The sequence below is a fragment of the Streptomyces sp. NPDC024632 genome (assembly GCF_055559175.1).
In genome coordinates this window covers 212,337-234,373 of record NZ_JBVHLD010000002.1, presented here as the reverse complement: position 1 = coordinate 234,373, position 22,037 = coordinate 212,337, and the positions used below count along the sequence as shown (strand labels likewise).

The 22,037-nt window shown below is 68.9% G+C and carries 22 protein-coding genes; 10 read left to right on the top strand and 12 right to left on the bottom strand.

Annotated features, from left to right (window positions below; genetic code table 11):
* Position 1: 1 nt before the first annotated feature.
* A complete protein-coding gene (locus ACZ37P_RS04375; protein WP_391162381.1) occupies positions 2-1,507 on the top strand; it encodes an MFS transporter in 1,506 nt (501 codons plus the stop codon).
* A 125-nt stretch (positions 1,508-1,632) separates the two neighbouring features.
* On the opposite strand, the gene ACZ37P_RS04370 is transcribed toward ACZ37P_RS04375, so the two are convergent.
* From ACZ37P_RS04370 to ACZ37P_RS04360, 3 genes are all read right to left on the bottom strand, one after another.
* Positions 1,633-2,259 (bottom strand): hypothetical protein, encoded by a 627-nt coding sequence (locus ACZ37P_RS04370; protein ID WP_467344810.1) that lies wholly within the window; start codon positions 2,257-2,259, stop codon positions 1,633-1,635.
* A gap of 19 nt (positions 2,260-2,278) precedes the next feature.
* Positions 2,279-3,064, bottom strand: a complete 786-nt coding sequence (locus ACZ37P_RS04365) for a dioxygenase family protein (RefSeq protein WP_467344809.1) — start codon at positions 3,062-3,064, stop codon at positions 2,279-2,281.
* A 130-nt stretch (positions 3,065-3,194) separates the two neighbouring features.
* Positions 3,195-3,716 (bottom strand): GNAT family N-acetyltransferase, encoded by a 522-nt coding sequence (locus tag ACZ37P_RS04360; protein ID WP_401716308.1) that lies wholly within the window; start codon positions 3,714-3,716, stop codon positions 3,195-3,197.
* Between the two features lie 208 nt (positions 3,717-3,924).
* Here ACZ37P_RS04360 and ACZ37P_RS04355 point away from each other — a divergent pair, with 208 nt between their 5' ends.
* Positions 3,925-4,923, top strand: a complete 999-nt coding sequence (locus ACZ37P_RS04355) for a sigma-70 family RNA polymerase sigma factor (protein WP_355337827.1) — start codon at positions 3,925-3,927, stop codon at positions 4,921-4,923.
* 123 nt (positions 4,924-5,046) lie between these two features.
* On the top strand, positions 5,047-5,781 hold the full coding sequence (locus ACZ37P_RS04350) for a VIT1/CCC1 transporter family protein (protein ID WP_355337831.1): 735 nt from the start codon (positions 5,047-5,049) through the stop codon (positions 5,779-5,781).
* On the opposite strand, the gene ACZ37P_RS04345 is transcribed toward ACZ37P_RS04350, so the two are convergent.
* Together ACZ37P_RS04345 and ACZ37P_RS04340 are read right to left on the bottom strand one after the other, a co-directional pair.
* A complete protein-coding gene (locus ACZ37P_RS04345) occupies positions 5,739-6,971 on the bottom strand; it encodes a low temperature requirement protein A (RefSeq protein ID WP_467344805.1) in 1,233 nt (410 codons plus the stop codon). The genes ACZ37P_RS04350 and ACZ37P_RS04345 overlap by 43 nt on opposite strands.
* 62 nt (positions 6,972-7,033) lie before the next feature.
* Positions 7,034-8,116 carry a PLP-dependent cysteine synthase family protein gene (locus tag ACZ37P_RS04340; protein ID WP_467344804.1) on the bottom strand — a complete coding sequence of 361 codons (1,083 nt, stop codon included), beginning with the start codon at positions 8,114-8,116 and terminating at the stop codon, positions 7,034-7,036.
* A 281-nt stretch (positions 8,117-8,397) separates the two neighbouring features.
* Between ACZ37P_RS04340 and ACZ37P_RS04335 the strand changes: the two genes are divergently transcribed.
* Positions 8,398-8,622, top strand: a complete 225-nt coding sequence (locus ACZ37P_RS04335; RefSeq protein ID WP_355337840.1) for a hypothetical protein — start codon at positions 8,398-8,400, stop codon at positions 8,620-8,622.
* 13 nt (positions 8,623-8,635) lie between these two features.
* Here the strand turns inward: ACZ37P_RS04335 and mscL are convergent, their stop codons facing one another.
* The 6 genes from mscL to ACZ37P_RS04305 all read right to left on the bottom strand — a co-directional run bounded on the left by mscL (position 8,636) and on the right by ACZ37P_RS04305 (position 14,416).
* Positions 8,636-9,106: a large conductance mechanosensitive channel protein MscL gene (gene mscL / locus ACZ37P_RS04330; protein ID WP_317452500.1), complete on the bottom strand. Its 471-nt coding sequence runs from the start codon at positions 9,104-9,106 to the stop codon at positions 8,636-8,638.
* Between the two features lie 102 nt (positions 9,107-9,208).
* Positions 9,209-9,655, bottom strand: coding sequence for a hypothetical protein (locus tag ACZ37P_RS04325; protein WP_467344801.1), 447 nt, complete (start codon positions 9,653-9,655; stop codon positions 9,209-9,211).
* Positions 9,656-9,991: 336 nt separating this feature from the next.
* A complete protein-coding gene (locus tag ACZ37P_RS04320; RefSeq protein ID WP_401310451.1) occupies positions 9,992-10,849 on the bottom strand; it encodes an S-methyl-5'-thioadenosine phosphorylase in 858 nt (285 codons plus the stop codon).
* 93 nt (positions 10,850-10,942) lie between these two features.
* On the bottom strand, positions 10,943-11,275 hold the full coding sequence (locus tag ACZ37P_RS04315) for an FmdB family zinc ribbon protein (RefSeq protein WP_467344798.1): 333 nt from the start codon (positions 11,273-11,275) through the stop codon (positions 10,943-10,945).
* Between the two features lie 66 nt (positions 11,276-11,341).
* Positions 11,342-12,595: an MFS transporter gene (locus ACZ37P_RS04310; RefSeq protein WP_467345223.1), complete on the bottom strand. Its 1,254-nt coding sequence runs from the start codon at positions 12,593-12,595 to the stop codon at positions 11,342-11,344.
* A 291-nt stretch (positions 12,596-12,886) separates the two neighbouring features.
* Positions 12,887-14,416 (bottom strand): potassium/proton antiporter, encoded by a 1,530-nt coding sequence (locus tag ACZ37P_RS04305; protein WP_391043588.1) that lies wholly within the window; start codon positions 14,414-14,416, stop codon positions 12,887-12,889.
* Between the two features lie 157 nt (positions 14,417-14,573).
* Between ACZ37P_RS04305 and ACZ37P_RS04300 the strand changes: the two genes are divergently transcribed.
* A complete protein-coding gene (locus ACZ37P_RS04300) occupies positions 14,574-17,288 on the top strand; it encodes a penicillin acylase family protein (protein ID WP_355337855.1) in 2,715 nt (904 codons plus the stop codon).
* 53 nt (positions 17,289-17,341) lie between these two features.
* On the opposite strand, the gene ACZ37P_RS04295 is transcribed toward ACZ37P_RS04300, so the two are convergent.
* A complete protein-coding gene (locus ACZ37P_RS04295) occupies positions 17,342-17,935 on the bottom strand; it encodes a 5-formyltetrahydrofolate cyclo-ligase (RefSeq protein ID WP_467344796.1) in 594 nt (197 codons plus the stop codon).
* Between the two features lie 82 nt (positions 17,936-18,017).
* Between ACZ37P_RS04295 and galU the strand changes: the two genes are divergently transcribed.
* From galU to ACZ37P_RS04270, 5 genes are all read left to right on the top strand, one after another.
* Positions 18,018-18,932, top strand: coding sequence for a UTP--glucose-1-phosphate uridylyltransferase GalU (gene galU / locus ACZ37P_RS04290; protein WP_467344795.1), 915 nt, complete (start codon positions 18,018-18,020; stop codon positions 18,930-18,932).
* Positions 18,929-20,281 carry a molybdotransferase-like divisome protein Glp gene (glp, locus tag ACZ37P_RS04285; RefSeq protein ID WP_391162371.1) on the top strand — a complete coding sequence of 451 codons (1,353 nt, stop codon included), beginning with the start codon at positions 18,929-18,931 and terminating at the stop codon, positions 20,279-20,281. Before galU ends, glp begins: the two co-directional genes overlap by 4 nt.
* Positions 20,282-20,387: 106 nt before the next feature.
* Positions 20,388-20,870 (top strand): cyclic pyranopterin monophosphate synthase MoaC, encoded by a 483-nt coding sequence (moaC, locus tag ACZ37P_RS04280; RefSeq protein WP_467344793.1) that lies wholly within the window; start codon positions 20,388-20,390, stop codon positions 20,868-20,870.
* Positions 20,867-21,415, top strand: a complete 549-nt coding sequence (locus tag ACZ37P_RS04275) for a MogA/MoaB family molybdenum cofactor biosynthesis protein (RefSeq protein ID WP_467344791.1) — start codon at positions 20,867-20,869, stop codon at positions 21,413-21,415. The genes moaC and ACZ37P_RS04275 overlap by 4 nt, the downstream gene beginning before the upstream one ends.
* The gene (locus ACZ37P_RS04270; protein ID WP_188279753.1) at positions 21,412-22,032 is read left to right on the top strand and encodes a GNAT family N-acetyltransferase; all 621 of its coding nucleotides are present in this window, start codon (positions 21,412-21,414) and stop codon (positions 22,030-22,032) included. Before ACZ37P_RS04275 ends, ACZ37P_RS04270 begins: the two co-directional genes overlap by 4 nt.
* Positions 22,033-22,037: the final 5 nt, after the last annotated feature.

The following is a 22,037-nucleotide window of genomic DNA, read 5'->3' as shown; positions in this document are numbered from 1 at the left end:
TATGCCTGAAACACGCTTGCCCGATCCGAAGCGCTGGACAGCGCTGATATTCATCGCCATCGCTCAGCTCATGGTCGTGCTCGACGCGACCGTGGTGAACATCGCACTTCCCTCCGCCCAGGCCGACCTCGGCATCTCGGACGGCAACCGCCAGTGGGTCGTCACGGCCTACACCCTCGCCTTCGGTGGCCTGCTGCTCTTCGGCGGCCGGATCGCGGACCTGTGGGGACGCAGGAACACCTTCATCGTCGGTCTGCTCGGCTTCGCCGCGGCCTCCGCGCTCGGCGGCGCCGCCGTCAACACGGCGATGCTGCTCGGCGCCCGCGCCCTCCAGGGTGTCTTCGGCGCCCTGCTCGCGCCCGCCGCGCTCTCCCTGATCTCGGTGATGTTCACCGACGCCAAGGAACGCGCCAAGGCGTTCGGCATCTACGGCGCCATCGCCGGCGCCGGCGCAGCGGTCGGCCTCATCCTCGGCGGTGTCCTCACCGAGTACCTGAACTGGCGCTGGGCGCTGTTCGTCAACATCTTCTTCGCCGTCGCCGCCGTCCTCGGCGCCATCGCCTTCATCCGCGAACCCGCCGAAGGCCGCAACCGCAACCGCCTGGACATCCCCGGCGTGGTCCTCGCCAGCACCGGTCTGGTCGCGCTCGTCTACGGCTTCAGCCGCGCCGAGTCCGACGGCTGGTCGTCCGGTGTGACCATCAGCCTGTTCGTCGCCTCCGTGGTGCTGCTCGCCTCGTTCGTGGCCGTGGAAGGCCGCGTCAAGGCCCCGCTGCTGCCGCTGCGCGTCATCACCGAGCGGAACCGGGGCGGCGTCTACCTGTCGCTGGGCCTCGCCATCATCGGCATGTTCGGCCTGTTCCTGTTCCTGACCTACTACCTCCAGCAGGTCATGGGCTACTCGGCGCTCAAGTCGGGCTTCGCGTTCCTGCCCATGGTCGGCGGTATGGTCATCGGCTCCACGCAGATCGGCACCCGGCTGATGCTGCGGGTCCGGCCGCGCTTCCTGATGGCGCCCGGCTTCCTGGTCGCCGCCGTCGGCATGGGCATCCTCGCCCAGATCAAGGTCGACTCCAACTACGCCGAAATCCTGCTGCCCGGCCTGGTCCTGATGGGCCTCGGCATGGGTACGGCGTTCATGCCCGCCATGAGCCTGTCCGCGCACGGTGTGCGCCCCGAGGACGCGGGCGTCGCGTCCGCCATGGTCAACACCTCGCAGCAGGTCGGCGGCTCCATCGGCACCGCCCTGCTGAACACCCTCGCGGCCAGCGCCACCACCACGTGGATCGGCTCGCACGCCAAGAGCCCGGCCGACCTGAAGAACCAGTTGTTCGTCAACCAGGCTGCCGTCCACGGCTACTCGGTCGCCATCTACTGGGCCACCGCCATCCTGGTGCTCTCCGCCGTCCTGGCCTTCGTCCTGGTCGACGCGGGTGTCCAGAACACCGGAGAGAGGGTCGCCGAGGGCGACTTCGAGGACATCCCGATCCCGGTCATCGCACACTGACCCGGCACGGCACTCACCCGATGGGGTGAGCGCGTGAAAACGGCAGGGCCCCGCCTCGTGAAGCACGAGGCGGGGCCCTGCCGTTGGTCATTCGTCATTCCATACGCAGCCCCGCGCGGCGACCGTCAGAGCCCCTCGGGCCACTTGTACGAGCTGGGCACCGTCACCTTGTCCGAAGGCGCGCCGTACACGAGCGCGATCTCCTCGTGCGCGCCCAGCTTGATCGCCGCCGGGTCGCCGGTCTGCTCCTTGCCGTTCACGTACACATGCAGCTCCTTGCCGCCGCCGGTCTTGAGCGAACCGAGCGTGTCCTTCGTGAGCGGCACGTTCCACTCGGTCATGAACTCGCCGAGCGTGAAGTCGGCCTGCACCGGCGACTCGATGTGCACGACGCCACTGGTGTCGTGCGTGTGCAGCGGGCTGATCGACTGCTTCGCCTCGTCGATGCCGATCAGGGCGGGCACGACGACGGCCTTGCCGTCCACGAACACATCGAGGTGACTGTGGATGTGCAGCACCTGCCCCTCCTGCCCGAGCATCGGCAGCCCCGCCGCCTTGACCTGCGCGGAGGCGTCGGCTGGCGCGGGCCACGAGACGGAACTGGCCGCGGGCTTGCTGTCACCGCCGCCTGCGGTCGTCGCCGTGTCGCTCGCTCCCTTGCCGCTGGCGGAGCTGGAGCCGGAGCCGCAGGCTGCCAGCGTCACGGCGCTGACCACTACGGCCACGCCGATCCCGATGCGTCGTTTCTGCATGAGCGTGGGGTCTCCCTGTTCAGCCGAACTGGACGGAACGCTTGGCGAGCCCCATCCAGAAACCGTCGATGATGCTGCGCTGGCTGCCGAGCTCGGACTCGGCGGCGCCGAGCGTAACGAACAGCGGGGCGAAGTGCTCGGTCCGCGGGTGCGCCAACCGCCCGGCGGGCGAGGTGTGTTCAAAGTCCAGCAGCGCGTCCACGTCCTGGGCTTCCAACGCCCGGTGACCCCAGTCGTCGAACTCCGCCGACCAGCTCGGCGGCCGCGGACCCGCGTTGCGCAGCGCCGCCAGATTGTGCGTGAAGAATCCGCTGCCCACGATCAGCACGCCCTCGTCGCGCAACGGCGCCAACTTGCGTCCGATGTCCAGCAGCTTCTCCGGGTCGAGCGTCGGCATCGACACCTGGAGCACCGGAATGTCGGCGGCGGGGAACATCTCCACCAGCGGTACGTACGCGCCGTGGTCGAGACCGCGGTCGGGCACGTCCTGCACGGGATTACCTGCGCCGCGCAGCAGTTTCCGCACGGAGTCGGCGAGCGCGGGCGCGCCGGGCGCCGCGTACCGCACCTGGTAGTAGTGCTCGGGGAAGCCCCAGAAGTCGTACACCAGGGGGACGGTGGTGGTCGCGCCGATCGCCAGCGGGGCCTCCTCCCAGTGCGCCGAGACCATCAGGATCGCCTTGGGGCGCGGCAGGTCGGCCGACCAGGCCGCCAGCTCTGCGGGCCACACCGGGTCGTCGGCGAGCGGCGGGGCGCCGTGCGAGAGGTAGAGCGCGGGCATGTGCTCCGGGGTTGCCGTGGTCATCGCGCACCCTCCTTGAAGTTTCAAGCGTACGGGAGCACCACCGTAACCCCATATGTTTGAACCTTCAAATAAGCTGCACGTGTCCGCACGTGTCCGCGCTGTCCACGCGTATCAGCGTGCGAGGCCGGCGTCAGCCCAGGCGCTTCTCGAACCACGCCACATCGTGGTACGCGCCGAATTTGTGGCCGACCTCCTCATACACCCCGACCGGCCGGAAGCCGAAACGCTCATGCAGCCGCAGCGACGCCGCGTTCGGCAGCGTGACGCCCGCGTACGCGCGATGCAGGTTCTCCTCCGCCAGGGCCTCGAAGAGCGCCGTGTAGAGCAGCGTGCCGATGCCGCGCCCGCCCGCGTCGTGCGCGAGATAGATCGTCGTCTCCACCGACGTCGCGTACGCGGCCTTCGGTCGGAAGGGGCTGCTGGTCGCATAACCCAGGATTCGTCCCGACGGGCCGGGAAAGTGAGCAACCAAGAGCCGGTGCGGGCCGTCTTTCGGGTGGGAGAGCAACCACGGACGACGTTGTTCGACGGTGAAGGGAACTACGTCGAACGTGATCGACGTTTCACGGATGTAGTGGTTGTAGATGTCGGTAAGAGCGGCCAGATCGCCCTCACTACCTGGTCTGACCTGGACTTCTGGACGTTCCGGCACCCTTTGGCCTCCCTGTGTGGCGAGACAGGGTACTGCATGATCACAAAATTCAGGTCACGAGATGGGAATTGTGTCCGGATTCCAATCGTTATCCCGATCAGGACGGGGCAACCGCAAGGCAAGAGCCGCACCTGACGGAACCATCCGGCAAGCGGCCCGACCGCCCGGTCCGACCGAGACCCGACCGCACCTTCGTAAGGGAGCACGCATGGCAACCCGTGCCGTCGCCCGTCGTCACGCTGGCGGGACCAGTAGCGTTCGCGCCGCAGGCGGGGAAGTCGCCGACCGCGACCTCGTCGGCATGTACCTGGACGAGATCGCGCGCACCCCGCTGCTCGACGCCGCCAGGGAAGTGGAACTGTCCCGCGACATCGAAGCGGGCGTCTACGCAGAACGCATACTCGCAGCCGATCCCGGACTGCCCGCAAAGGCCGGCGGTGACGCCCGCCGCGAGGAGCTCGAGGCCATCGTCGCCGCGGGCGAGCAGGCCAAGGACGTCTTCATCCGTTCCAACCTCCGGCTCGTCGTGGCCGTGGCCCGCCGCTACCCGCGCAGCGGACTGCCGCTCCTCGACCTGATCCAGGAGGGGAACGCCGGCCTGGTACGCGCCGTCGAGAAGTTCGACTACGCCAAGGGCTTCAAGTTCTCCACCTACGCGACCTGGTGGATCCGCCAGGCCATCACCCGCTCCATCGCCGACCAGTCCCGCACGATCCGGCTGCCCGTCCACCTCGTCGAGGAACTGGGCCGCATCCGCCGCGTGCAGCGCGAGTTCAACCGCGAGCACGGCCGCGACGCGGAGCCCGCCGAGATCGCCACCGAACTGGCCTCGACCCCCGAGCGCGTCACCGACGTCCTCGACTGGGCCCGCGACCCGGTGTCGCTCAACATGTCCGTCGACGCCGAGGGCGAGACCGAATTCGGTGACCTGGTGGAAGACGGCGCCGCGCCGTCCCCGGAGGACTCCGTGCTCGTGATGCTCCGCCGCGAGGAACTGGACGGGCTGATCGACCGCCTCGACGACCGCACCGCCTCCATCATCCGGGCCCGCTACGGCATCGTCGACGGCCGCGAGCGCACCCTCACCGAGGTCGGCAAGCAGCACGGACTGACGCGCGAGCGCATCCGGCAGATCGAGAAGCACGCACTGGCCGACCTCAAGCGGATGGCCCGCGCGACCGGCCTCGACCAATACGAAGCCGCCTGACCGGCGCGCTTCCCCACAGACCCGAACCCCGGTGCATTCCCCCCCGCACCGGGGTTCGGCCTGTCCGCGACACCCACAACCACCTGATCGGGCACGACCGCCGCAGGTGAGACGCTTCCGCCTATGGACGACCAGACCGACGCCCAAGCCGGGCCCCACAAGAACGAGCCCCACCACGACGGACTCGGGACCCGGCTCAACTGGCTGCGCGCCGCCGTACTCGGCGCCAACGACGGCATCGTGTCCACCGCGGGCCTGGTCGTCGGCGTCGCGGGAGCCACCGACTCCCGCTCCACACTCCTGACCGCGGGCATGGCCGGGCTCCTCGCGGGCTCCCTGTCGATGGCGGCGGGCGAATACGTCTCCGTCAGCACACAACGCGACTCCGAACAGGCCGCCCTCGCCCTGGAACGCGAAGAACTCGCCACCACCCCCCAAGCCGAACTCGACGAACTCACCGGCCTCCTCGAAGACCGCGGCATCAGCCAGGAACTCGCCCGCGAAGTCGCCGAGCAACTCACCGAGCGCGACGCCCTCGGCGCCCACGCCCGCGTCGAACTCGGCATCAACCCCGACGAACTCGCCAACCCCTGGCACGCGGCCGGCGCGAGCTTCGTCTCCTTCACCATCGGCGCCCTGCTCCCGCTGCTGGCCATCGTCCTGCCACCCACCTCATGGCGCCTGGCCGTCACCGTCGTCTCCGTCCTGCTGGCCCTCGTCGGCTGCGGCTGGGCGAGCGCCCGCCTCGGCAGCGCACCGACCGGCCCCGCCATCCTCCGCAACGCCGCGGGCGGCGCCATCGCGATGGCCATCACCTACGCCGTCGGCGAGCTCCTCGGCGCGACCGGCGCCGTCTGACTACCACCCCGCGCCTGCAACGTCACCCCCACCCCCACCGTGACCGCACACACCAACCCGGCCCACAACACGGCGTGCGACCCCGTGAAGGTGCACGCCAACACCACCACCCCCGAGACCGGCAGCGTGAGCTGCTGCGCGAGACCCCGCTTGTAGTGCCGTGAGTGCAACAGCCAGACAGTGATGAGAAACACCGCGGCGGGAACCGTGACCCAGGCCGCCGCCACCCGCGTCGAGATCTCCGCCTTCCCGACCGCCTGCTCGACTGCGATCTCCATCCCCGCCCCGATCGCCGCCGCCGAACCGAACACCGCGAAGTGGCCGTAACCCCAAAGGAACGCCTGCCTGTTCGACACCAGGTGGTCATGGATCGGCACCGCGAAATAGATCCACCACGCGGCGAAGACAATCAGCAACCCGCCGATGGCGATCGGCAACAACTCACCGAGCGCGTCGTGCTCGTCGGCCGCCGACTGCACGGCGATGGTCGCCGAGGACACCGACTCCCCGAGCACGATGATCGTGAACAATCCGTACCGCTCCGCGATGTGACGCGGATGCCACGTCGTCGGTGCCGCCCGCTCCGCCAGCACAGGCACCGACATCTCCGCCACCGCCAACAACACGAACGCCCACACCGGCGGTGCACCGTGCGGCAACAGCAACGCCATCCAGCCCACTTGGCACAACGTCACCCCGAACGCGTACCGCAGAGCCGTCCCCCGGGCGGCGCCCGTCTCCGCCCCGGCCGCCCGCAGCCACTGCGTCACCAACGCCAGCCGCATCACCGCGTATCCGCACACCGCCAACCGGAAGTCGCCGCTGTCGAAGGCGCGCGGCACACCTGCCGCCAGCATCAGCACACCGACGATCTGCACCAGCGTGGTGATCCGGTACGGCACATCATCCGTGTCGTATGCGGAGGCGAACCATGAAAAGTTGACCCACGCCCACCAGATGGCGAAGAAGACCAACAGGTAACCGGTCACGCCGTGTCCCGGATGCCCCTCCGCGGCGGCATGCACCAGCCGGACGCCCGCCTGCGCGACCGCCACCACGAAACACAGGTCGAAGAACAGCTCAAGTGGCGTGGACGCGCGGTCTTCCTCGTCGCGGCTGCGTGCCGTCATCCGGCGCAACGCGCCGCTGGTCCTGGCCATCGGACCTGCCGGAGTCGTCGGTTCAGTCATGGAGGACACCATGGAGTAGGGCAGGCACTACGCGCAGCGCGCCGCGCGGAATTCCATGCCGCTCAGCCCCGACTCGCCTGCCCGCTCGGCGAATCCGCCCGCGCCAGCTCCCCCGTGGTCAGGAAGCGTTCGACGCGCTCCACGTAAGGGCCGATCCGGATGCCCTGCTCCGCCAGCCAGCCGTCCGAATAGTACTTCTCCAGATACCGCTCACCCGGATCACACAACAAACCCACCACGCTGCCCTGTTCACCGCGTTCGCGCATCTCGGAGATGATCCGGAAGGCGGCCCACAGCCCGGTGCCGGTTGACGCGCCCGCCCGGCGGCCGAGCAGGCGCTCCAGGACGCGCACGCACGCGATGGAAGCGGCGTCCGGGACCCGCATCATGCGGTCGATCGCGCCCGGCATGAAACTCGGCTCCACCCGCTGGCGGCCGATCCCCTCGATACGGGACCCCGCTCCGGTCGTCACCGCCGGATCGTGATCCCGCCAGCCCGGAAAGAACGCCGAATTCTCCGGATCCGCGACGCAGATCCCCGTGGTCGCCTGGGCGTACCGCACGTACCTGGCCAGCGTCGCCGACGTCCCCCCGGTGCCGGCCGTCGCCACGATCCACGTCGGGACCGGGAACCGCTCGACCGCCATCTGCCGGAAGATCGACTCGGCGATGTTGTTGTTGCCCCGCCAGTCCGTCGCCCGCTCCGCGTACGTGAACTGATCCATGTAGTGGCCGCCGGTCTCCCGCGCCAGCCGTGCCGCCGTCCCGTACACCTCGCACGGGTCGTCGACCAGATGACATCGGCCCCCGTGGAACTCGATCAGCTCGATCTTGGACCGCACCGTCCCACGTGCCATCACGGCCACAAAGGGGACACCGATCAGCCGGGCGAAGTATGCCTCCGAGACCGCCGTCGACCCGCTGGACGCCTCGATCACCGGCCGCCCCGGCCGGATCCAGCCGTTGCACAGGGCGTACAGGAACAGCGAGCGCGCCAGGCGGTGCTTCAGCGAGCCCGTGGGATGCGTGGACTCGTCCTTCAGATAGAGGTCGACGCCCCAGTCCGCCGGGAGCGGAACTGACAGCAAATGGGTATCGGCGGACCGGTTGGCGTCGGCATGGACCTTCCCCACAGCCTCGCTCAACCAGCGACGGTACGCGAGGTCGCTTCGGTCGAGATCCTGTTCCCGCGCCTGCGCCTCTACGTGCTCCCGCTCCGGTACGTGTGCCTGTGCGCGTCGCTGTTCCACGCTCTCCGGGTCCGGGCGTACGGCTGCCGGTGCGGGCGAGGGCGTCGGGTCCGGTGTCTGCATGCGGCCAGGTATATCCGGCCGACTGCCTCAAACGGACACTTGGGGTATCTCCCTCCGGCCGCTTGAGCAGGGACGACAGCCCGGCCACCGACGCCCCGCCGTACCCTGGAGGCATGAGCAGCGCCCCCGATCGCACCCCGGCCGAGAACCCCGGCGACGAGCCCGCCCCGGCGGTCGTACCCCCGGTGGGCCCCTCGGGCCTCGTCTTCGACGATCCGCTCGACCGCCCCTCGGCCGACGACACCGACCGGGGCTGGGGCGACCGGCCCTCCGGCTCGGCGGCCGATGACGACGACTTCACGCGCTTCCTCAACGAGAAGCCGCCGCACCACCTCTGAGCCGAGCGGACGATCAGTTCCCGCCCCCGCTGCGCGGCGAGACCAGCGCGTCGCGGATGTCGCGCAGCAGTGTGATCTCCTCGACCTCGGCCGCCTTCTCCACCACCTCGTCGTGCTTGCGCTTGCTCGCCTGCCGCGCCAGGTAGCGGGACATCGGTACGACCATCAGGAAGTACACGACCGCCGCGGTGATCAGGAACGTCAGGACGGCGCTCAGCACCGAGCCCCACAGGATGTGGATCCCGCTGATCGTCTCGCCCTTGTCGTTGACGACGCACGGGCCTTTCAGACAGGACGAGTACCCAACGAGATCCTTCGTACCGAAGGCACCGACCAGGGGATTGATCACGCCGTTCACCACGGAGTTCACGATGTTGGTGAACGCGGCACCGATGACGACCGCGACCGCGAGGTCGATCACGTTCCCGCGCGTGATGAATTCCTTGAAGCCTGCCAGCACGCCCGGCTTGTTCTTGTCGGTCACCGCTATGCCTCTTCCGTGACGCCGATGTGGCGGAATGATGGGTTCCGCCATAGAAGGCAATGCGGGTTCGGCGTGTCCAATCGCCGTCCACGAACGGGTGATTCAGCACAATGTCACCGCCAGCGGTGACGAGACGGCCGCTCCGGAGAGCGCCGCCGCCGTACGGCGTGGCACGGCCACCACGACCAGTGCCCCGCCGCCTCCACCGCCACTGACATCGGGTGGGGCGGACTCTCCTGCGGGCTTCGAGCCGTCCGCGCGGCCCGGCACGGCCACAACGGTCGCGTTCGACGCCACCACCCGCGAACTGGCCAGCACATCGATCCGGTCACCAGGGCGCAGCAGCGCGACGGCCGCAGCGTCGGCGATCCGCACCGGCGCCCTGACCAGCACCTCGGCCACGTCATGGGGCGCCCGTACGGTCGCTGCGCGGGTGGTGTCGCCGGCCGGTGCGGGTCCGCGTGGGGCCGCCGCGTCATGACGCGGGCCGGTCCCGTGCGCCGCGGCCGCCGCCAGCGCGGCCGCCGTCAGCGCCAGACCGAAGGCCAATGAGCGCCGTCGGCGCCCCGGCGACCGCCGCAGGAGCTGCCGTCGGCCGCCCGCTCGGATCGGCGGGAAGTCCGGCACCGCGCAACGCGGCGGCGTGTACGGCTCGGGGCACCCCGGAGCCGAATAGGGAGTGGGGGAGCAGGACATGACGGACCACCGCCTGACGTGAGGTGCTCGATACCGGTATGTCCGGTCGATGCATCCACCATCGCGCACGGCGCCGACAGCGCTCCGATCCCTGTGGACAACTCCCGACTTGTGGATAACTCGGCCACCCGGAGGGGTGAATTACCGCTTCGCGGAAGGCAGGAGCCAAGGGATACGGGAGTCCGCGTGCTAGGGGAAAATGATCCCCGGGTCCTGGCCCCCCAGCGAGTCCACGCACAGGCAGTCCCGCGCGTCGTTGTCCGGCAGCTCGCCGATCAGGTCGAAGAGCACGTCCCGCATCCGGCCGACATTGGCCGCGAAGACCTCCAGCACCTCCTCGTGGGAGACGCCCTCTCCGGTGTCGGCGCCCGCGTCCAGATCGGTGACCAGCGTCAACGACGTGTAGCAAAGCCCCAGTTCGCGGGCGAGCACGGCCTCGGGGTGGCCGGTCATCCCGACCACGGACCAGCCCTGCGCCGCGTGCCAGAGCGATTCCGCGCGCGTCGAGAAGCGGGGACCCTCGACCACCACCAGCGTCCCGCCGTCGACCGCCTCCCAGCCACCCGACCGTGCCGTGCCGACGGCGGCCTTCCGGCCCACCGGGCAGTACGGGTCGGCAAAGGTCACATGGACCACGTTCGGCACCTGGCCGTCGGCTCGCGTCTCGCCGTCGAAGTACGACTGGGCGCGCGACTTTGTACGGTCCACGAGTTGGTCGGGCACCAGCAGCGTTCCGGGGCCGAACTCGGTGCGCAGACCGCCCACCGCGCACGGACCGAGCACCTGGCGCGCGCCGACGGACCGCAACGCCCACAGATTGGCGCGGTAATTGATCTTGTGCGGTGGCAGATGGTGCTTGCGACCGTGCCGGGGCAGGAACGCCACCCGGCGCCCCGCTACCTCGCCGACGAACAGCGAGTCGCTCGGCGGGCCGTAGGGAGTCTCGACCGTGATTTCGCTCACATCGTCGAGGAAGGAGTAGAAACCGGATCCGCCGATGACGCCGATCTCGGCCTGCGCGTCCGCCGCACTGCTGCTCTGCACCATGTCGATCACCCTATTGCGACGCCGGGCACACGACGAAACCCCCACCGCGAAAACGGCGGGGGTTCGTAAGGTCCGCGGAAGCCTCGGAAGGGCTCAGGCCGCCGACGTGCTGTTCGAGGACGAGGAGCCCGTGCCGGAACTCGAAGAGGAGCCGGACGATGAACCCGACGACGAGCCGGAGGACGGCTTGCTGTCGGACTTGCTGTCCGAGTTGCTGCTCTTGGCGGCAGGCGCGCTGCTCGTGGACGAGCCGCGGCTGTCGGTCCGGTAGAAACCGGAGCCCTTGAAGACCACGCCCACGGCGGAGAAGACCTTGCGCAGGCGTCCGCCGCAGTTGGGGCACTCGGTCAGCGCGTCATCGCTGAACTTCTGCACCGCCTCGAGGCCCTCGCCGCACTCGGTGCACTGGTACTGGTACGTCGGCACTTGCTCCTCCTGGCACTCTCACTCATTGAGTGCTAACGACGCTCAATAGTGCAGTATTTCCCGGCGTCAGTCCACCGGGACCGCCGCACGGTGACCGATCACACCCGACGCGACCACTCCTCGCGATTGTGGCACCAACCTCTCGCGCAGCCCCACCAGCACCATGAGCGCCAGCGCCGTACCGGCCAACGGCACCGTGAAACCGGCGTGCGAGCCGGCGTGGTCGGCCAGCAGCCCGGCCGTCGTGACGGCGGCCGCCTGCCCGAGCGCGACCGCCCCTGTCAGCCACGTGAACGCCTCGGTCCGGGACTCGCCCGGTACCAGGGCGTCCACCATCGTGTAGCCCGTGATGAGGGTGGGCGCGATGCACAGGCCCACCAGCAGCCCGAGCGGCGCCAGGACCGGCACGGCGTGCACGGCCCACAGCGGGGCGCAGGCGAGTGTCAGGGCCGCGTACGCCGCGAGCAGCCTGGCGCGGGGGCTGCGGCGCCAGGCGACCGCGCCGTAGACGACGCCCGCCAACATGTTTCCGGCGGCGAAGGTCCCGTACAACAGGCCGCTGATGCCGGGCCGGCCGATTTCCTGGGTGAAGGCGGTCAGCGACACCTGCATGCCGCCGAAGACGGCGCCGATGCCGAGGAAGGCGACGGCGAGCGCGCGCACTCCGGGTACGGACAAGGCTGAGGCGGGTTTTCCGCTGACGCCCCCCATGGTGGGGTGCGGAACGGGTGCGGTACTTCTCTGCGCGGCGAAGAGGATTCCTCCCGCAAGGGTCAGCGCCGCCTCGGTGATCAGCCCGGCCGCCGGGTGCACCGCGGTGCACAGCGCGGTGGCGAGCACAGGGCCGATGACGAAGGTGAACTCGTCGGTCACCGACTCGAAGGCCGCGGCCGTTGTCATCAAGGGGGAGGCGGCGCTGGACGGGGCGGTTGCCGAGCCGTTCAACGCCACCGCCCAGCGCGCGCGCACCATGGGCCCGATCTGCGGCACGGTGGCACCAGCGGGCACGGCCGCCGCGAACAGCGTCCAGGTAGGCGCATGGGTCAGCGCGAGCGTCACCAGTCCGATGACGGAGACGGTGTGCAGGGCGACGCCTGGTACCAGGACGGCACGTTGCCCGAAGCGGTCGGCCAGTCGGCCGCTCCTCGGGGCGCACAGGGCCATCGAGACCCCGGTGACGGCCGCGGCGGCTCCCGCTGTGCCGTAGGAGCCGGTGGTGTGCTCGACGAGCAGCACCATGCCGATGGTGAGCATCGCGAACGGCTGCCGGGCGGCGAAACCGGGGAGCAGGAAGGCCCAGGCGCCGGGGGTGCTCAGCAGTTGCCGGTAGCCGGTCTTTGCATCGACGCCGACGGGCGTGGGCGTTGTCCCGGGTGGGGACGTGGACGGGGAGGTGGGCACCTTGGATGCCACAGCCTGGTCTTTCTGCCGCCTGGTAGCGCGTGCGCGGATCCAGGTCCGCGAATGACCGCGCCGAGAGCCGTCCGCTCAGCGCGGGAATCCGCGCCGGCTCTGCGTCAGACAGAGGTTGAACTCGACAAATACCTCACCATGATACGCGGAGACCGGAGCCGTTTTCGCGCACCTGGCGCGGTCCGGACGTTGATCGGATTATCGGTCACCTGGTCGGCCGCGTTGCCGACCAGGCGGCTTCTCTCCGAGCCACCCGGCGAGCTTGCCGCCGCGCCCGACGGCCCGCAGCCGGGCCTCGGCCGCATCCCGTACCGGATCGGTGGTCACCACGAGCAGTTCGTCGCCGCGCCGCAGCACGGTCGACGGCAGCGGTACGAAACTGGCGCCCTCGCGTACCACCAGGGTGACGGCGGCGCCGGTGGGCAGCCGCAGCTCGTCCACCTCGACGCCGTGCATGCGTGAGCCGTTGGGGATGGCGACGGACAGCAGGTGGCCCTGGAGCCGTTCCAGCGGCGCGGATTCGATGCCGAGGTCGGCGGCGTCGCCGTTGCTGTCGCCGGACAGCCGCAGTCGGCGGGCGACCCATGGCAGGGTCGGGCCCTGCACCACGGTGTAGACGATCACCAGGACGAAGACGATGTTGAAGATCCGCTTGCTGTCGGTGATTCCCGCCACCATGGGGATGGTGGCGAGCACGATCGGCACCGCGCCGCGCAGCCCCGCCCAGGACATCAGCGCCTGTTCGCGCCAGGGGATGCGGAAGGGGAGCAGGCTCGCGATCACGGAGGCGGGCCGGGCGACCGCGGTCAGGAACAGTCCGATGATCAGCGCGGGGACGACATCGTCACCCAGTTCATGCGGTGTGATGAGCAGACCGAGCAGGACGAACAGGCCGATCTGAGCGATCCAGCCGAGCCCTTCGGCGAAACCGCGAGTCGCGGGCCGGTGTGGAAGTTTGGCGTTGCCGAGGATGAGCGAGGCGATGTAGACGGCGAGGAAGCCGGAGCCGTGCGCCATGGCACCTGCCGCGTAGGCGGTGACGGCGATCGCCATGACGGCGATCGGGTAGAGGCCGGAAGCGGGCAGGGCGACGTGTCTGAGGCCGTAGGCGCCGCACCAGCCGACCGCGAGTCCGATCGCGGCACCGATGACCAACTCCAGCGCGATCTCGCCCACCAGGTGGTACCAGTGGTCGACGGGACCCGCCGCCGAGAAGGCGACCACCAGGATCACGACAGGGGCGTCGTTGAAGCCGGACTCGGCCTCCAGGACGCCGGTCACGCGCTTGGGAAGCGCCACATTGCGCAGCACGGAGAAGACGGCGGCCGCGTCCGTTGATGACACCACCGCGCCGATGATCAGCGCCTGCCGCCAGTCGAGGCCCACCAGATAGTGCGCGGCGCCGGCCGTGACGAAGACGCTCAGCATCAGGCCGAATGTCGACAACACCGCGGCGGCGGGCAGTACCGGTTTGATTTCCTGCCATTTCGTACCAAGTCCGCCTTCGGCGAGGATCACCACCAGTGCGGCATAACCCAGGACTTGGGTGAGCTGGACGTCGTTGAAGGTGAAGCCGAAGACGCCGTCCTGGCCCATGATGACGCCAATGCCCAGGTAGATGAGCAGGGTGGGAAGGCCACTGCGTGAGGCGAGGCGCACGGCCACGACCGCGACCAGCAGTACTGAGGCGCCGACCAGCAGGATCTCGTTGAGATGGTGGACAGTCAGGGTGCCGGTCCTTTCAACTTCGTTGCCTTACCTAACATTTTACGCTCTCTTGACATTCCACGGCCCACCGGCCGCCGACCGCTGGGCTGCCCCTATGGTTGCCCTTGCACAACGAGCACCTTGATCACCGGTCCGCCCTGCCCCTCGAAGGACAGCGATGCCCGCACGGAAGAAATCCCGCCGCGTACGCTTCATCGTGATCGCGTTCGTGCTGCTGCTCGTAGCGGGCATCGGATTCGGGTCCTACTGGAGCGTGAGCACCGTCCGCGCCTCCTTCCCGCAGACATCGGGCTCGCTGAAGCTCAAGGGCCTGTCAGGGCCCGTCGACGTCATGCGCGACGCGAACGGGATCCCCCAGGTCTACGCCGACAGCCCCGAGGACCTTTTCCGCGCCCAGGGCTTCGTCCAGGCGCAGGATCGGTTCTACGAGATGGACGTACGCCGCCATCTCACCTCGGGACGGCTGTCCGAGATGTTCGGCAAGGGCCAGGTCGAGACCGACGCCTTCCTGCGCACCCTGAACTGGCGCGGCGTCGCGCAGAAGGAATACGACACCAAGCTCGACGCCACCACCAAGACGTACCTCCAGGCGTACTCCGACGGGGTCAACGCCTACCTCAAGGACCACAGCGGCGCCGGACTGTCGGTCGAGTACGCGGCGCTGTCGTTCAGCAACGACTACAAACCCGCACCCTGGACGCCGGTCGACTCCGTCGCCTGGCTCAAGGCGATGGCCTGGGACCTGCGCGGCAACATGCAGGACGAGATCGACCGCGCCCTGATGACCAGCCGCCTCAGCCAGGCGCAGATCAAGCAGCTCTACCCGGCGTATCCGTACGACCGCAACCGGCCGATCGTGGACGGCGGTTCCGTCAACAAGATCACCGGCGCGTACGAGCCCGCGTCGTCCGGCGGCCCGCAGGGACTCAGCAGCTCGGTCAACACACAGCTTTCGGGTATCTCGCAGATCATCGACCAGATGCCCGCGCTGCTCGGCCCGTCAGGTGACGGCATCGGCTCCAACTCATGGGTGGTGTCCGGCACCTACACCACCACGGGCAAGCCGTTGCTGGCCAATGACCCGCACCTGGCGCCGCAGCTTCCCTCGCTCTGGTACCAGATGGGCCTGCACTGCCGGGTGGTGAATGCCGCCTGCCCGTACGACGTCGCCGGTTACACCTTCTCAGGAATGCCAGGGGTCGTCATCGGCCACAACCAGAGCATCGCCTGGGGAATGACCAACCTGGGGGCGGACGTCACCGACCTCTATCTGGAGAAGGTCACGGCGGGCACCTACCTTTACGACGGCAAGCAACTGCCCTTCAAGACGCGCCAGGAGACCATCAAGGTCGCGGGTGGTAAAAGCCGCACCATTACGGTGCGCGAAACCAACAACGGCCCCGTGATCTCCGACCGCAGCGACGAGATCCGCACCGTCGGACAGACCGCACCCGTCACCGATCCACCGGGCGGCGTCAACAGTGGTTATGCCGTCGCTCTGCGATGGACGGCGCTTGAGCCCTCGAAGACCATGGACGCCGTCTTCGAACTCGACAAGGCGACGGACTTCGACCAGTTCCGGGCCGCCGCCGCCGACTTCGCGGTCCCGTCGCAGAATCTGATCTACGCCGACACCAAGGGCAATATCGGCTACCAGGCGCCGGGCCAGGTGCCGACGCGCGCCGACGGTGTGGACGGTACGTACCCGGTGCCCGGCTGGGACTCGCACTACGACTGGACGGGCACGATCCCGTTCAAGTCGATGCCGTACGAGTACAACCCCTCCCGCGGATACATCGTGACCGCCAACCAGGCCGTCATCGATCAGAGCAAGTACCCGTACCTGCTGACCGAGGACTGGGGATACGGCACCAGGAGCCAGCGCATCAACGACCTCATCGCGTCCAAGATCAAGGACGGCGGCAAGGTCTCCATGGACGACATGCAGTCGATGCAGGGCGACAGCAGCAGTGAGATCGCCAAGCTTCTCGTTCCATATCTTCTGAAGATCAACATCACGAACGACAAGGGCGACTACGTACGCAAGGCGCAGCAACTGCTGGAGGGCTGGGACTTCAACCAGGACGCCGATTCCGCCGCCGCCGCGTACTTCAACGCGGTGTGGCGCAATGTCCTGAAGCTGGCCTTCGGCAACAAGCTGCCCAAGGAATTGCGTCCCGAGGGTCAGTGCCTGCGGGTGCCCCCGGCCGGGCAGACCGGGCCGGTCGACAATCTCGACGGCAGCAGCGGCACGGTCCACGAGTGCGGCGAGCGGGATGCCGACGAGGCGCAGCCGGACGGTGGCGACCGGTGGTTCGAGGTCGTTCGCAAGATGCTGCCGCAGCAGAACAGCCCCTGGTGGACGATGTCGACAACGGCGTTCTTCAGCGGAGACCCCGACAAGAAGCACCACAGCGATCGTGACCAGCTCCTTGGGCAGGCCATGAAGGACGCCCGCTACGAACTGACCGCCAAGCTCGGCAAGGACATCGACACCTGGAGCTGGGGCCGCCTCCACAAGCTGGAGCTGAAGAACCAGACGCTGGGAACCGAAGGCCCCGCCGTGCTCAAGTGGCTGCTCAACCGCGGCCCCTGGCAGCTCGGCGGCGGTGAGGCGGCCGTGAACGCGACCGGCTGGAACGCGGCGGGCGGTTACGACGTCGTCTGGGTCCCGTCCATGCGGATGATCGTCAATCTCCAGGACCTCGACAAGTCCCGGTGGATCAATCTGACGGGCGCGTCAGGTCACGTCTACAACGCGCATTACACCGACCAGACCAATATGTGGGCGAACGGCGAACTTCTCCCCTGGGTGTTCTCCGCCGAGCAGGTGGACAAGGCCACCAAGGCGAAGATGGCACTCACTCCGTAAATCACACCGGTAATCGCGCACCTGGTGACGGAAAACGTCACGCGCGAATGACATCACCTGGCAAAGCGGTGCACTCCTTCCGGTGTCACCGCCAGGTCTACGAGGTGGTCGTGCGGTTCCCGCGGAACCCGTTCGACCACCTCGTGCGCGTAGAGCAGCACCATGAGAAGCGGATCGACCGCGGCCTCCCTCAGCCGACCGAGGACCCGGTCGTACGAGCCGCCGCCGCGGCCAAGGCGTACACCGCGCGCGTCCACGGCGAGGCCGGGCAGCAGAACGGCCCGCGCCGTGGTGACGGCTTGGGGCCCGAGGCGTTCGCCGGTCGGCTCGAACAGGCCGCGGGCGGTGCGTCGCAGGGCGTTGGGGCCGTCGTATGCGGCCCAGTCCAAGTCGTTGTCGGGGAGCAGGACGGGCAGTAGGACGCGCGTACCGGCGTTCCGCAGGGTGTCGATCAACTCCCGGGTGCCGGGCTCCGCGCCGATCGACACATAGGCGGCCACCGGTCCGGGGGTGGCCAGTTCGGGCAGGCCGCGTACGGTCTGCGAGAGCGCTGTCGCTGCGGCGGCACGCTCGGCGGCGGTAAGGTCGCGTCGGGTGCGCAGGAGCCGGGTCCGCAGTGCTGCTTTTCGCTCGCGGGCGTCGCTCATACCACACACATCCGTCACCAATCCGTCACAACCAGTCGTACCTTCGTCTTCGGGCAAATACTTGCCCGCTATGGTGCACGGCATGACGCAATCACATCCTCGTACCCGGATCAGCAAGGCTGTGATCCCTGCCGCCGGTCTTGGTACCCGCTTCCTGCCGGCGACCAAGGCGACGCCCAAGGAAATGCTTCCCGTGGTCGACAAGCCGGCCATTCAATACGTGGTCGAGGAAGCCGTGTCCGCACAGCTCTCCGATGTGCTCATGATCACAGGTCGCAACAAGCGCGCCCTGGAGGACCATTTCGACCGCAACTACGAGCTGGAGGAAGCACTCACCCGCAAGGGTGACGAGTCCCGGCTCGCGCGGGTACGCGAATCCAGCGGTCTGGCGACCATGCACTATGTGCGCCAGGGTGACCCGAAAGGCCTCGGTCACGCGGTGCTGTGCGCCGAACCGCACGTCGGTGACCAGCCGTTCGCCGTGCTGCTCGGTGATGACCTCATCGACCCCCGCGACCCGTTGCTGGCGCGCATGGTGGAGGTGCAGGAACGGCACGGCGGCAGTGTCGTCGCCTTGATGCGGGTCGATCGTTCGCAGATCCACCTCTATGGTGCAGCCGCCGTGGTGCCGACGAGCGACGACGATGTCGTGCGCGTCACCGACATGGTGGAGAAGCCGAACCCCGACCAGGCACCGTCGTCGTACGCGGTCATCGGCCGCTATGTGCTCGACGCCGCCGTCTTCGACGTGCTGAAGAAGACCGAGCCGGGGCGTGGCGGCGAGATCCAGCTCACCGACGCGTTGCGTGAGTTGTCGCACCGGGACCACACCGGCGGGCCGGTGCACGGTGTGGTGTTCACCGGGCGGCGTTACGACACCGGTGACCGCAGTGACTATCTGCGTGCGATTGTCCGACTGGCATGCGAACGTGATGACCTGGGGCCAGATTTCCGGACCTGGCTTCGTTCGTACGTCACCGAGGAGATGCAAGAGTGAGTCATGACGCCGACCGGGTGTGGTCCGTCTCCGAACATCTCGACAGCATCCTGGGTCAACTGACCCCGCTGGAACCGATCGAGTTGCAGATCCTCGACGCGCAGGGGTGTGTGCTGGTCGAGGACGTCACGGTGCCGGTGGCGCTGCCGCCGTTCGAGAACAGTTCCATGGACGGCTACGCGGTGCGGGTCGCCGACACCAAGGCGGCGACCGAGGAGCACCCGGCGGTGCTCGACGTGGTCGGCGATGTGGCGGCGGGAAGCGGTGAACTGCCCACGGTGGGACCGGGCCAGGCCGCCAGGATCATGACAGGCGCCCCGCTGCCGCCCGGCGCTGAGGGTGTCGTGCCGGTGGAGTGGACCGACGGCGGCACCGGTGGCGGCCCGGCGGCGAGCATGAGCGCGCACAGCACCGATCCGGCCGGCGCGGCGGGTGAGGTGCGGGTGCACCGGCCGGTGGAGCACGGGCAGTTCGTGCGGGCTCGCGGCAGTGATGTCGCCGCGGGGGAGTTGGCGTTGGCCGCCGGTACGATTCTCGGCCCGGCACAGATCGGGCTGCTCGCGGCGATCGGGCGCGGCGCCGTCAAGGTGCGGCCCCGGCCGCGGGTGGTCGTGGTGTCCACCGGCAGCGAGTTGGTGCAGCCGGGTGAGGACCTCGGACCCGGTCAGATTTACGACTCCAACAGTTTCGCGCTCACCGCCGCCGCGCGGGCGGCGGGCGCCATCGCGTATCGCGTCGGCGCCGTCGCCGACGAGGTGGAGACGCTTCGCGCCACCATCGAGGACCAGCTCATCCGCGCCGACATCATCGTCACCAGCGGCGGGGTGAGCGTCGGCGCGTACGACGTCGTCAAAGAAGCGCTGTCGTCGATCGCGGACGGCAGTGAGATGAACGTCAACGGCGACGACGGTGAGGGTGACATCTCCGCGCCAAGTGGACATGTCGACTTCCGCAAGCTCGCGATGCAACCGGGCAAGCCGCAGGGCTTCGGGCGGATCGGCCCCGACCGCACACCGCTGCTCGCGCTGCCCGGCAATCCGGTGAGCGCGTACGTGTCCTTCGAGCTGTTCGTCCGCCCCGCGATCCGCACGCTGATGGGTGCCGGGTCGGTGCACCGGGAGGTCGTGCGCGCGGTGTGCGTCACCGCGATCGAGAGGTCGCCGGAAGGCAGGCGGCAGTTCCTGCGCGGTCACTACGACCGGGCGTCCGGTACGGTCACGGCGGTCGGCGGTTCCGGGTCGCACCTGGTCAGGGCGCTCGCGCATGCCGACGCGCTGATTGTCGTACCGGAAGCCGACACCTCGGTCGAGGCCGGAGCGGATGTCGAAGTGGTGGTGCTGGAGCCGTAGGCGATCGGCCGCCGGGCGGTCCGCGCGCACACCGGCGCGGACCCGCGGGCCGCGCGGAGGTCCCTGCCGGTACGGTGTCTGCCCAAGAGACCGCACCGGGAGAACGATGAGCAGCGCGCAGCAGCACCTCACCCACCTCGACGAGGCAGGCGCGGCCCGAATGGTCGACGTCTCCGCCAAGGACGTCACCGCGCGGACGGCCAGGGCGACAGGACGGGTCCTGGTCGATTCCGGCGTCATCAAACTTCTGCGCGGCGCAGGCGTTCCGAAGGGCGACGCCATCGCCACCGCGCGGATCGCCGGGATCATGGGCGCCAAGCGCACCCCTGACCTGATCCCGCTCTGTCACCCGTTGGCGGTGTCCGGTGTGACAGTCGACCTGGTGGTCGCCGACGACGCCGTGGAGATCACCGCCACCGTGAAGACCACCGACCGCACCGGGGTGGAGATGGAGGCGCTGACCGCGGTCACCGTCGCCGCGCTCACAGTCATCGACATGGTGAAGGCCGTCGACAAGGCGGCGGTCATCACCGATGTGCGGGTCGAGGAGAAGACCGGCGGCAAGTCCGGCGACTGGCACCGCGCATGACCGCGCCCGCCGTACCGCAGGCCGCGCCGGGCCGCACCCTGCGCGCGCTCGCCGTCACCGCGTCCAACCGCGCCTCCGCGGGGGTGTACGAGGACCGCGGCGGCCCGCTGATCGTCGCCGCGCTCCGGGAGTGGGGTTTCACCGTGGACGGCCCGCGGGTCGTACCCGACGGCGCGCCCGTCGGCGAGGCGCTGCGGGAGGCGGCCGAGGCCGCGTACGACGTGGTGGTGACCACCGGCGGCACCGGTATCTCGCCGACGGACCGTACCCCCGAGGTCACCCGGGAACTGCTCGACTACGAGATCCCCGGTATCGCCGAGGCGATCCGCGCGGCGGGCCGGGAGAAGGTGCCGACCGCCGTGCTCTCCCGTGGCGTGGCGGGGGTGTGCGGACGCACGCTGGTGGTGAACCTTCCCGGTTCGAGCGGCGGGGTCAAGGACGGCCTCGCCGTACTCGCCCCGCTCCTGGTGCACGCCGTCGACCAGATCCATGGCGGCGATCACGTGAATGACCAAACGACTTCAGTCCCTGGGAGACCGAGCTGAACGGGTCCTGGCCGGTTGAGTTGGTGGACGGTGACATCACCCTCCGCCCGATCCGGATGCGTGACCAGCGCGCCTGGCGCGAGGTCAACCGGCGCAACCGCGACTGGCTGCGTCCGTGGGAGGCCACCGTGCCGCCCGCCCCGCCCGGCCATGTCGCGCAGCGCCCCACGTACCGTCAGATGGTGCGGCACCTGCGCTCGGAGGCGAGCGCGGGCAGGATGCTGCCGTTCGTGATCGAGTACCAGGGGCGGCTCGCGGGGCAGCTCACCGTCGCGGGCATCACCTGGGGGTCGATGTGCTCGGCGCACGTCGGTTACTGGGTGGACGAGGCGGTCGCCGGGCGCGGTGTGATGCCGACGTCGGTGGCGCTCGCCGTCGACCACTGTTTCCGGCGCGTCGGACTGCACCGCATCGAGGTGTGCATTCGCCCGGAGAACGGTCCCAGCCGCAGGGTGGCCGAAAAGCTCGGTTTCCGGGAGGAGGGGCTGCGTCCGCGCTATCTGCATATCGACGGTGGATGGCGGGACCATCTGGTCTACGCGCTGACGGCGGAGGAAGTCCCCGAGGGGTTGCTGAACCGCTGGCGGCAGGCCAGGCCCGGGACGCACCAGAAATAAAACAA